Genomic DNA, 11,661 nt, shown 5'->3' with positions numbered 1-11,661 from the left:
CTCCAATGTCCAGATGACATGAAAACGATCGAGGCATCGGAAAAGAGTCAGGCGGCGAAACCAATGCGAGCCCCCTTGCGCAACCGGCCGCCCGGCTGGATGCTCCGGGCACATCGTTCATCACGGGAATCGCTTCATGTCCGTCGACACCACCGCCGCCACCGATCGTCTGATGCGTTTTCTCGCCGTCCAGGGCGTGACCGGACAGGAAAAAGCGATCGGGCGCGAGATCATGGCGGCGCTGAAGCAGGCCGGCGTGCCGGCCAAGGCGATGCGGCTCGACGATGCCAATACGCGCATTCCGCTGCCGACCGAGACCGGCAACCTGATCGTCGAGCTGCCCGGCCGCGGCAGCCAGCACAATCAGCCGCGGATCATGTTCATGACCCACATGGACACGGTGCCACTGTGCGCCGGCGCGCAGCCGAAGATCTCCGGTCGCAAGATCGTCAACCAGGCCAGGACCGCGCTCGGCGGCGACAATCGCTGCGGCTGCGGCATTCTCGTCACGCTCGCGGCCGAGCTGATCCGGCAGAAGCTCGATCATCCGCCGATCACGCTGCTGTTCTGCGTGCGCGAGGAGAGCGGGCTCTATGGCGCGCGGCACGTCAACACCGACGACCTCGGCGCGCCCGAGATGGCGTTCAACTTCGACGGCAGCTCGGCCTCCGCCGTCACGATCGGCGCTGTCGGCGCCGACCGCTGGGAGGTCGAGATCTTCGGCCGCGCCTCGCATGCCGGCGTCGCGCCTGAGCGCGGCATCAGCGCCACCATGATCCTGGCGCTCGCGCTCGCCGAGGTGAAAGCCGGCGGCTGGTTCGGCAAGGTGGTGAAGGGCAAGGGCAAGGACGCGAGGCTTGGCACCAGCAATGTCGGTCCGGTCACCGGCGGCGAAGGCCGCCCCGCGGGCGACGCCACCAACGTCGTCACCGACTACGTCCACGTCCGCGGCGAATGCCGCAGCCACGATGCCAAATTCATCCGCGAGATCACCAAGGCCTACAAGGCGGCCTTCGAGAAGGCGGCCAAGCAGGTCACCAACAGCGAAGGCAAGTCCGGCCGCGTCAAGTTCAAGGCCGAGACCGACTATCATCCGTTCCGGATGAAGGAGACCCTTCCCGTCGTCAAGCGCGCCATGGCTGCCGTTTCCGACATCGGCGCCGCGCCGACCCTGCGCGCCGGCAATGGCGGCCTCGACGCCAACTGGATGGTCCGCCACGGCATCCCCACCGTGACCTTCGGCACCGGCCAGAACGAGCCGCACACGATTGACGAATGGATCAACCTGGACGAATACGATCGGGCGTGTGCGCTGGCGGTCAGGCTGGCGACGATGGGGTGAGACGACGCCATCCGGACACGAACTTGGATGGCTGCAATCTCCTTGCTCCCGCGCAACGTCGTGATGACGGGCTCGCCAGCAAACGCGCATGTTCCGAACAGGTCGAACAGCGAGGCCATGACGTCGCGCTCCCGCGGCGGATTGCACCCAGGCAGAGATTGCCCGTCGTGCAGCTCGGGATGGCGCGAGCTCGTCGGGTCACAGCGGCCCAGTCTCATCGACGCCCTTCAAACGTCTTCAGTGATTGGAATCCACCGTCACAGTGATGAGTTGGCTCCGGCACCGGGCTGCCGGGTCGGCAAAGCACGAGCCATTCCTCCTCCGCGTGCCCAGCGGCCCCTGTCCGATCGCATGGAAGTTCGGGCGGGGCCGGAACTCCAAAGCGGGACGGCGGTTCTAGTGCGATGGACCTGCCATTCGCGTTGGACCCTCGCCAGCTCCTCGGCGAGGTCAGGTCCAGAACCGCAATCGATCATCCGTTTGCCGGCATTGTTCGGCTCTGACGTTCGTCACAGTTCTCGGCAGAGCCGGACACCGGAGACATCAGCCAATCACGGCGCACTTCACTGGAGGCCTGACATGTCGACCAAACCAGCTCTGCTCGGCCGCACGGCCGCAATTGCTTCATTGACTGCACTCGCGATCGGCGCCTTCACCCCGACCAGTGCCGACGCGCGAAATGGGCGCTGGCACGGCGGCGGCGGCGGCGCTGCGATCGGCGCGGCGCTTGCGGCGGGTGCCATCGGCACCGGTCTTGCGATCGCCGCAAGCCGCGACGCCTATGATTATTACGATGGCCCGGTCTATGACGGCCCGGCCTATTACGCGGCTCCGTCCTACTACGGCGTGAACCCACACGCCTATGGCTATTACCGCAAGGGCGAATACCCCTATCAGGTCTATGGCGGCGACAGCCCGAACGCGGTCTGCGCGCAGGGCACGACCTGGAATTGCCGCTGAGACCGCTTCTGATTGAAACCTCGGCGCGGCACCGGGCGAGGTCTCGCAGCGCTCGCCCGGCGCTGGACTCCCTTCGCTGCCGTCGCGACCAGTCCCGTAACCTGCCATGAGCGCAGCGACATGCGGGACCGATCTCTCGCCGGGTCGCTTCCCCGAAGCCCATTGAGCCGCGGCGGGCGCTACGCGTCGAACGCGAGGCGGATGACCGATCGCGATACCCTTGCCGGCATGCGCACCGCTGCCCAAATGCGGCGCGCCAGCCGGCATCATGATCCCGATGCGCCATCCGGCGGGATGACGCCCTTGCTGAAGATGAAGCAGCCGTAGAACCGGCGCTCGCCGGTGGCGATCACGCAATAGGCTGATCTGGCCATCTCATAGAATGCGAAGCGCTCGACGCCGACCAGCGGCCACGACCTGCCCTCGGCGCGGTCGATCACCGCCTGCACCTCCTGCTGCACCGGCGTCACCTCCGCAGGACTGCCCACGACCTCCATCCGCACGGCGGCATCGTCGATGAAGCTGTCGAGCGGCAGCACCGACAGCACGGCCTGGACCGCGCGCGCCGCGCTGACATTATCGATGCGCAGCAGCCCGCCGAACACTGTCTGCCGCGCGATCGCATCCGCCGGAAAATTGGTGTCGCAGATCACGAGACGGTCGCCATGCCCCATCGCGCGGAGCGCATGGAGCACGTCGGCATTGAGCAGTGGATCGATCCCCTTCAGCATGTGGTCTCCCTGTCATTTTCATCGAACGGACCAGGTCGCCGGGCCATCGGCCAAGGGCAACTACTGCCAACACCTGGAGCGCGTCACGCCATCATCCCATCGCGAACTACACGCTCCCTCGCCTCTCGCCGACCAGGCGAAGATCGATGCTGCCGATCAGGTCCGAGCGCAGCCTTTCAGCGGCGGCCATCGCCGCCATTGTCTGTCGCAACGTGCTGACATTCGATCCGAGCGACACGATGCCGCCGAGCAGCGCCGCAATGGCGCCGAGGAGCGCGACCGCATCGGATCCGAGCAGGCCCAGCACCGCGCCGAGCAGCAATGCGGCGCCGCCCGCTATCGCGATTTTCGAGGCCAGGATGATCTTTCGGCACCGCTCCGCCATCTCGGCAAGCTCGTCGATCCGCGCCTCGATCCGGGAGATCTCTCCGCTCGGGTCGTCCTCATCCATCACGCGAGCTGCCCTCCGCCATCAGCGCCTCATCCTGAAACGACCCGGTCCCCGATCATGCCACCTGTCACGTGGCGCGCGAGCGTACGACGCCGCCATCCCACCGGCAACCATCCACGGCCTGACTTCACCGCGCACAACAGGTCCCGATGCACGCGGACGCTCCTCCAGGGTCGCGGCCGCAGGCCCGGAACAAAGCCGGCAACTCCGGATTGTCGTAGCCGGAATTTCCACACGGCAGATGGGCGGCTCATGCCGAGCGCCCGTTCGGCAACCATCGGCTGCTATTGCCTACACGGCAATGAGCAACTTTTGACCTTGGTGCCAGCAGCTCATGAATGAGAGCTGAGCGGAAACGACAATTCAACTACGAAAGCAGCGCGTCGGCCAGGCGATATCAGGAAAAGGCCGCAGAGGAGCGTGATGCTCAAGGCGCCTCGTTACGGGGACGCGCAACCATATCATCTCGAGTTGCCCAAACACGAGCACCGTCCGCTACTCGCGGCGGCCCGAGCCGTTCGTCAATTGCAAACTTCCCAAGTTGATCCTGTGTTGCACGCGATATAGTAGCGAGCGGCGGGGATCCGAAGCGGCGCGACTCCACTAGCGCCATTTGCGTCCGTCGGCCGGGCGGCGGGTGGGGAAGGCCACCCCACCCTGGACAACGACAACGGTCCTCCTGACCACTGCCGCGTCCCCACTTCAGGCAACAACCCGTGGCCGACTTTCACAAGCCGCGAAGTGTGACCAAGTCGTTCTCATGCCTCCAGGCTCCGAGAGGTCACATCGAGCCATGCCTGGAGCGAGCTCACGAGCATGAGAGTCCTCAAACGTTCGCGCCGGCGACGTTCCTGCCCGCGAGCCAGCCGAAGACCAGCGCCGGACCCAACGTGATGCCGGGCCCGGGATAGGCCCCTTCCATGATCGAGGCCATATCGTTGCCGCAGGCGAACAGGCCAGGAATGGGTGAGCCATCCGCGCGCAACACCCGCCCGCGCGCATCGGTGACGAGGCCCGCAGACATGCCGAGATCGGCCGGATAAACCGCGACCGCATGGAAAGGCGGCTCCAGGATCGGCGCGACGCAGGGATTGGGATGCTGATCGGCGTCGCCGAGCGCACGCTGATAGATGTCGCCGCCGCGGCCGAAGGCGGGATCCTCGCCGCGCACCGCACCGGCGTTGAACTGGTTGACGGTTGCAGTCAGCGCCTGCGCCGGTACGCCGATCGTCTCCGCGAGCGCGTCCAGGCTGTCGGCACGCTTGAGATAGCCCGCGGCGACATCACGCGCGACACTGCGCGTGAACGGCTTGATCTTGCCGAGGCCGTATCTCCACAGGAAGCGGCGATCGCAGATCAGCCAGGCAGGAACAGCCGTCGCGTGCCTGAGCTGCGCGCGCACGAACTCGTGGTAGGACACCGCCTCGTTGACGAAGCGGCGGCCGGTGCCATCGACCGCGATCAGGCCGGGCTTGGCGCGATCGGTGACCGTGTGCGGGAAGATGCCGCTTCTGCCGTCGGCCCGTGTGAATGTCGAAGCCGGCACCCAGAACGCGCCCTCTTTCGTCGGCGCCGACAGGCACGCGCCCAGGGCCATGGCCAGACGCGCACCGCGTGGTGCGGCGCCGGGGTCGACGGTGGCCGACAGCAGGCCGGCGGCCTGCGGCACATAGCAGCGGCGCAGCTCGGCATCATGCGACAGCCCGCCGGTCGCGAGCACCACGCCGCGCCTTGCGGTGATCCAGGAGCGGCCGGAGCGATCGACAATTTCGAGCCTTGAGACCCTGCCCTGCGCGTCGGCCTCAAGCTGCTGGACGGAGGTGCCGGTGCGTATCACGACGCCACGATCGAGTGCCGAGCGCAGCAGTCGCGCCGCCAGCGCGTTGCCCAGATAAAGCGTCGTGCCGCGCCGCGCCGTGAGCCGCTGCAGGCCATAGCGCGCGATCAACCTGGCCGCATGCAGGGCCGAGCGCAACGATCGGCCGGCACGGCGCAGGTGCGGGATATCCTGGCGGCTGATCATCATGCCGCCGAACAGCATGAACTCCGGCAGCGGATCGCGCAGCAGCGCAAAGGCGTCGCCGAGGCCGCGCGCATCGAATGGCAGCGGCTCCAGCACCCTGCCTCCCGCGGTGGCACCGGGCAGGTCGGGATAATAATCCGGATAGGTCGGCACCGGCTGCAGCCGCAGCGCAGTGCGGGCCTCGAGATCGCGCAAAGCTTCGTCGCCGAATGCAAGGAACGTCTCGAGCCGCGTGCGGTCCTGCCCCGGCACGGTCCGGGCCAAATACGTGCGCGCCGCCTCCAGCGTATCCGCCCGCCCCTCCGCGGCCGCCTTGTGATTGGCAGGAATCCAGACCATGCCGCCGGAGATGGCGGTGGTGCCGCCGATAAATTCGGCCTGCTCCAGCAGCAGCACCGAGCAGCCGTCAGCAGCCGCGATCGTCGCCGCCGTCATGCCGCCCGCGCCGGCTCCGACGACCACGACATCGAACGTCTCGCCGGCGTGCGCCGCCGCCGTCATGCTCACACCATGCCGCCATTGGGCTGCACGATCTGTCCCTGGATCCAGGAGGCCTCGCCGGAGGCCAGGAAGCGCACCACCTCCGCAATCTCGCCCGGCTTGCCGATGCGATTGAACGGGCTCAACGCCGCCATGCGCTGCTTGGCCTCCTCGGTCTTGCCGGCATTGAAAAGTTCGGTGTCGACGGGACCGGGCGCCACCGCATTGACGCGAACACCGCGCGCCGAGAGCTCCTTCGCCATCGACCGCACCAGGCTTTCGACCGCTGCCTTGGTCGCCGCATAGGGCCCGGTGCCCGGCACCGCGTGGCGGACCAGCGACGTCGTGATCGCGACGATGGCGCCGCCGTCGCGCACGCGCCGCGCTGCCTCCGCCAGCACGTTGAAGGCACCTACGACGTTGACCTCCATCAGCAGCCGGAAGTCCTCCGGCCTGAAGCTCGCCAGCGGACCTGCCGGCACGTTGATGCCGGCGTTGGCAATGACGGCCTGCGGCGCACCACCGAAGTCGGCGGCAACTTGCGCGAAGACCTGCACGACCGACGCGGCATCGCGGATGTCGACCTTATATTGCCTGCCGGGCCCTCCGTCCGACGGGCTGGTGGCGTAGGTCGAGGCCACCTGCCAGCCGGCGACTGCAAACGCCTGCGCGCAAGCGGCGCCGATGCCGCGGGAGCCGCCGAAGATGAGAACGATCGGAGAAGAGGTGGTCATTTTCGATTCCCTGATGCAGATGGTGTCTTCGCCATCGCGGCCCGCGTCGCTTCGATCGTCGCCTCGATGCCTTTTTGCAGATCGTAGCGCGGCTGGTAGCCGAGCTCCGCCTTGGCGCGGCCGATGTCGAGCGCGCCCTTGACGGCGCTCAGCACGCGGCCGCCATGATGATAGGGACCGGTGTCGCCGACCGTGATCCTCGCACCGGGAATGGCGCGATTGACGGCGTCGGCCGTGTCGCGCAGCGTCGGAGCCACTCCGGTCGCGACATTGTAGGCGTCGAAGCTGTGATGCGGCTTGTCGAGCGCGAGCAGCACGCCGGCCACGGTATCGTCGATATAGACCTGATCGACCGCGAGATTGCCGCCGTCCTCTTGATGAAATGGCTCGCCGCGCAACGCGGCCTCGATGAAGGTGCGCGGCATGCGCAGGCGCGGCAGATGCGGTCCGTAGACCCAGCAGGTCCGCACATTGATGCATTCGAGGCCGTGATCGCGCGAATAGACGCGGCCATAGTGCTCGGCTGCGAGCTTGGTCACGCCGTAGACGCTGGCCGGCTTCTGTGGGTGCTCCTCGTCGATCACGGCGGATTGGAAGTCGCCATAGGTCTCCTCGGTCGAGATCTGCACGACGCGCCGGACGCCGGAGAGCCGCATCGCCTCGAACAGGTTGATCGCGCCCTCGACATTGACCCGCAGCGCCTTCAGCGGGATATCCGCGGCCTGAACCACGCCGACCACCGCGGCGGCGTGGATGACGGCGTCGGGACGAAATGTCTGGAACGCCCGCAACACCTCATGCCATTCGCCGAGATCGATCGCCGCGGTGACGAGCAGCTGTTGTTGCGAGGCGAGTGCGGCCATGGCCGGCGAGACCATCAGGTCGATGGCGACGACGCGATCGCCGCGGGCGAGCAGCGCCTGCACGATCGCCGAGCCGAGCCAGCCGCAGGCGCCGGTGACCAGGATGGTCTTGCTCGTGGTCATGCCCGGCCCCTCACCGCGGCGCCGGCTCCTCATCGGTCGGCGGGCTGGTGATCACGAGGAACAGCAGCGGGTCGTTGCCGGTGCAGTGGAATTCGTGCACCACGCCCGGCGGAATGTAGGTGACGTCATTGGCACGGACCAACCGGCGCTCGCCGTCGAGGATCAGGATGCCCTCGCCCGACAGCACGTGATAGATCTGCTCCTGCACCTTGTGGGAATGGCTCTCGACATGCGCGCCGGGCTCGTAGGAGGAGATGCGATGGTCGAAGAAGCGGCTGCCGGTGGTGTCCGGCGTCACGATCGCCTTCGACAGCGCCTGGTTATAGTGGCCCGGATACTGGGTCCAGAAAATCTCGGCGAGATTGCGCGTCACCGCCTTCTTCTCTGTCGCCGCATTCGCGGAGGCGTTCGGTCCGGGAACGACGATGGTCATGTCTCATCTCCTCAGGAAGGTTCAGATTGGGCCGGCCAGCCGGTGCCGATGGTCACGAACTCGCAGCTGCTCATGACCGGTTTGCCGCGCGTTGCACTGCATCAGCGGTCTGAGTGATGCCAAGCAAACGCCCTTGCAGCTCGTGATCGGCCGCGAGCGCGGCAGCATCGCCGACATGGGCCACGCGCCCATTCACCAGCACATAGGCGCGGTCCGCCATCGCCAGCACGCTCTCGGCATGATGCTCCACGATGACGAGGCTCGCGCGCGACCTCAATTTGGACACGGCGTCGCGGACCTCCTGCACCACGGCGGGCGCCAGGCCCTCGAACGGCTCGTCGAGCAGAATCAGCCGGCTCGGCACCATCAACGCGCGCGCGATCGCCACCATCTGCCGCTCGCCGCCGGAGAGATTTTCGGCACGCGCCTTGTGCAGGATGCGCAGCTTCGGGAACAGATCGAACACGTCGTCGAGCGACGCGCCGCCGGCGCGGGTCGCGAGCTTGAGATTCTCCTGCACGGTCAAGTTCGGAAACAGCCGCCGTCCTTCCGGCACCAGCGAGATGCCGAGCCGGTTGATCTCGTCCGGCCGCAGCCGGTTGAGCTCCCTGCCGTCGAACATGATGCGGCCGCCGCTCGCCGGCACCGTGCCGGTGATGGCCCGCAGCGCGGTGGTCTTGCCGACGCCGTTGCGCCCCAGCAGCGCCACCACTTCGCCCGGCCGCACGGCCAGGTCGAGCCCGTCGAGAACGGTGCCACCGCCGTAGCCGGCGCGCACGCCTTCCAACCTGAGCAGCGGCTCGGCGGCGACGCTGCCGGGCAGCGGCGTCACGTTGGTGGCCCGCGACGGAGCCGCCGCGACCTGGCCATGGGCGGTGCCGAGATAGGCCGTGACGACGTCCGGATGGGCCGCCACGTCCGCCGGCCTGCCGTCGGCGATCAGCCGCCCCTGATGCAGCACCGTGATCCGATCGGACATCGCCAGCACGCGGTCGATGTCATGCTCGATCAGCAGCACGGCATGGGACTTCGCCAGCCGCATGATCAGCTCGCCGACGACCTTGCGGTCCGACTCCGCCAGACCGGCCAGCGGCTCGTCGAGCAGCAGGAGCTTGGCATCGATCGCGAGCGACACCGCGATCTCCAAGAGCCGCTTCTCACCATGCGCCAGCGCGGAGCAAAGCTCGGCGGCGCGATCGGCGAGGCCTACGGCATCGAGCAGCGACCACACCTTCGCGTTTGCAGCCGCATCGTCATAGGCATCGCGCCAAAGACCTGTCCATTGCCGGTTGGCAGCCTGGACCGCGATACGCACGTTCTCGAATGCGGTGAGGTTGGGAAAGACGCTCAGGATCTGGAACGAGCGGGCGATGCCGAGCCGCGCGCGCTTGTACGGCGACAGCTGATCGATGGGCATGCCCTCGAACAGGATGGTGCCGGCGTTGGCCCGGAGCACACCGGTCAGCAGATTGAACAACGTGGTCTTGCCGGCGCCGTTGGGGCCGATCAGGCTGTGCAGTCCGGTGCGGCTCATCTCGAAGGACACGTCGTTCTGGGTCACGATCGAGCCGAAATGCTTGGACAGGTTGCGGATCGCGAGAATTGGCACCTCTGAGGCCGTCGCCGCAGCCTGACGTGCACGATCCGGCGCATAGGGAACGATGTCGCGCGGCCGCGGTGGAATGACATTGCGCGTCAGGGTCCAGCGGCTGCGGCCGGCGATACGCCGGAAGATGCCGTGAATACCCTCATCTGACAGCAGCGCGAAGGCGATGATGATGGGGGCGAAGATCAGCCACCAATTCTCCGTGACGGCGCTGAGCCGGTCCTCCAAGACGATGAAGACGATGGCACCCCACAGCGGCCCCAGGAAATGATGCACGCCGCCGAGCGCCGCCATCAGCACCGGATCACCGGCATGCTCCCAGTTCAGATTGTTGGCGTAGACGCCCTGCAGCAGCAGCGCCATCAAACCGCCGGCGACGCCGATGCCGCCGCCGGCAATGACGAGCGCAATCAGCTTGGTGCGGTAGGTGTCGAAACCCAGGCTTGCGACCCGCTGCTCATTGTCGCGCAACGCCTGCATCAGCCGGCCGAACGGCGCATGCGCCAGCCGCCACAGCATCCACAATGATCCGATCACCACGACGAGCGTGAAGCCGTGGAAGGCAAGCGCGGAGCGAAACAGCGGACGCGCGACGTTCTGCAGGCCGTTCTCGCCTCCGGTCACTGAGGTCCATTTGAACGCAATCTCGAACGCGATCTGGGAGCACGCCAGCGTCAGCAGCGAAAAGTAGAGTCCGCGCCGGCGAAGGATGATGGCGCCGACGATCAGCGCCAGCAGCAGCGAAAATGCCACCGCGATCGCCAGACCGGTGATTTCATTGGCGGCCGGCATGAAGCCCAGGCCGATTGCCAGCGCATAGCTCGCGCAGCCGAAGAAAAAAGAGGCGCCGAACGGCACCAGGCCGAGATAGCCGATCAGGAAGTTCACCTCCGCGCCGTAGAGCGTGTAGATCGCGATCTGGGTGACGCGATGGATCGGCATGCCCACAGCGAGCGCGATGCCGGAGGCGAGCGCCAGTATCGCGGCCGCCACGAGCACCGGGTGACTTGCGAGCCGCTGCAGCACGGACTTGACCGTCGTCATTCGAAACGCTCCCAGCGCTCGCCGAATAGCCCGCGCGGCCGCAGCAGCATGATCGCGAACATCAAGGCATACATCGATGCGGCGGCCGCCTCTGGCCAGAACTGAATGGTCAGCGAGGTGACGATTCCAACCGCGAGTCCGGCGACCACTGCGCCCCGAAAGGAGCCGAGGCCGCCGATGGCCACGATCACGAACGCTGGCATCACCGCATTGGCAGCCATTGACGGCGACACCGTCCACAGCGGCGCGGCCAGCACGCCGGCGATCGCCGCCAGCATGCAGCCGAGCCCGAACACCGCAGTGAGCACCCGCGGCAGATTGATGCCGAGCAATTCCACCATCTCCGGGTCCCGGCTGCCGGCACGCAGGATCCGGCCATAGGGTGTGAACGCCAGGAAGCCCCATAGGCCGAGCAAGGTCGCCGTGGTCGCGCCCAGCACGGCCACGCGATATTTGGTGATCAGGAGAGGACCAACTTCAACGATCCCTGCAAAGGCCGGCGGCGGATTGAACGGCTTGCCGTCGGCGCCCCAGGCGTAGCGGATCACCGCTTCGATCAGGAGCGCCAGAGCAAAGGTCACGATCAGGCTGAGCAACGGCTCCTTGCCGTAGAGGCGGCGGATGATCGTCACCTCCACAGCCATGCCGATCAGCCCGACCACCGGCGGCGCCAGGATCACGGCGCTCCATCCGAACAGCTGGAACAGCTGCCAGGCCACGTAGGCCCCCAGCGCGAAGAAGGCGCCATGCGCGAAGTTGATGACGCCGAGCAGGCCGAAGGTGATCGACAGACCTACGGCGATCAGCACGTAGATGAAGCCGAGCACGAGTCCATTGGCCGCCTGGGAGACGAGAGTGTCGAGCATCGTTC

10 protein-coding genes are annotated in these 11,661 nt (G+C 66.8%); 2 read left to right on the top strand and 8 right to left on the bottom strand.

The features are described from left to right. Positions 1-136 precede the first annotated feature (136 nt). Positions 137-1,342 carry a M20/M25/M40 family metallo-hydrolase gene (locus QX041_RS05440; protein ID WP_315749831.1) on the top strand — a complete coding sequence of 402 codons (1,206 nt, stop codon included), beginning with the start codon at positions 137-139 and terminating at the stop codon, positions 1,340-1,342. A gap of 579 nt (positions 1,343-1,921) precedes the next feature. Continuing rightward, on the top strand, positions 1,922-2,302 hold the full coding sequence (locus tag QX041_RS05435) for a hypothetical protein (RefSeq protein WP_316164640.1): 381 nt from the start codon (positions 1,922-1,924) through the stop codon (positions 2,300-2,302). A gap of 266 nt (positions 2,303-2,568) precedes the next feature. Here QX041_RS05435 and QX041_RS05430 read toward each other — a convergent pair whose 3' ends face one another. From QX041_RS05430 to QX041_RS05395, 8 genes are all read right to left on the bottom strand, one after another. Continuing rightward, positions 2,569-3,033 (bottom strand): RbsD/FucU family protein, encoded by a 465-nt coding sequence (locus QX041_RS05430; RefSeq protein WP_315718506.1) that lies wholly within the window; start codon positions 3,031-3,033, stop codon positions 2,569-2,571. Positions 3,034-3,139: 106 nt separating this feature from the next. Continuing rightward, entirely contained in the window at positions 3,140-3,484 is a 345-nt protein-coding gene (locus QX041_RS05425; RefSeq protein ID WP_315718526.1) for a hypothetical protein, read from the bottom strand. An 826-nt stretch (positions 3,485-4,310) separates the two neighbouring features. Then, positions 4,311-6,008 (bottom strand): FAD-dependent oxidoreductase, encoded by a 1,698-nt coding sequence (locus tag QX041_RS05420; protein WP_316164639.1) that lies wholly within the window; start codon positions 6,006-6,008, stop codon positions 4,311-4,313. A gap of 2 nt (positions 6,009-6,010) precedes the next feature. Beyond that, complete coding sequence (locus QX041_RS05415) at positions 6,011-6,721, bottom strand: SDR family oxidoreductase (protein ID WP_315827432.1); 711 nt, start codon at positions 6,719-6,721, stop codon at positions 6,011-6,013. After that, positions 6,718-7,707 carry an NAD(P)-dependent oxidoreductase gene (locus QX041_RS05410; protein ID WP_315827431.1) on the bottom strand — a complete coding sequence of 330 codons (990 nt, stop codon included), beginning with the start codon at positions 7,705-7,707 and terminating at the stop codon, positions 6,718-6,720. The genes QX041_RS05415 and QX041_RS05410 overlap by 4 nt, the downstream gene beginning before the upstream one ends. A 10-nt stretch (positions 7,708-7,717) precedes the next feature. After that, on the bottom strand, positions 7,718-8,140 hold the full coding sequence (locus QX041_RS05405; protein WP_315827430.1) for a cupin domain-containing protein: 423 nt from the start codon (positions 8,138-8,140) through the stop codon (positions 7,718-7,720). A 70-nt stretch (positions 8,141-8,210) separates the two neighbouring features. Continuing rightward, positions 8,211-10,790 (bottom strand): branched-chain amino acid ABC transporter ATP-binding protein/permease, encoded by a 2,580-nt coding sequence (locus QX041_RS05400; RefSeq protein ID WP_315827429.1) that lies wholly within the window; start codon positions 10,788-10,790, stop codon positions 8,211-8,213. Then, positions 10,787-11,656 (bottom strand): branched-chain amino acid ABC transporter permease, encoded by an 870-nt coding sequence (locus tag QX041_RS05395; protein WP_315739227.1) that lies wholly within the window; start codon positions 11,654-11,656, stop codon positions 10,787-10,789. Before QX041_RS05395 ends, QX041_RS05400 begins: the two co-directional genes overlap by 4 nt. Positions 11,657-11,661 lie beyond the last annotated feature (5 nt).

Origin of the sequence: Bradyrhizobium sp. SZCCHNRI2009, from assembly GCF_032485115.1 — a bacterium.
In the GTDB taxonomy this organism is placed as follows: domain Bacteria; phylum Pseudomonadota; class Alphaproteobacteria; order Rhizobiales; family Xanthobacteraceae; genus Bradyrhizobium.
This window is presented reverse-complemented; position numbering and strand designations above follow the sequence as displayed.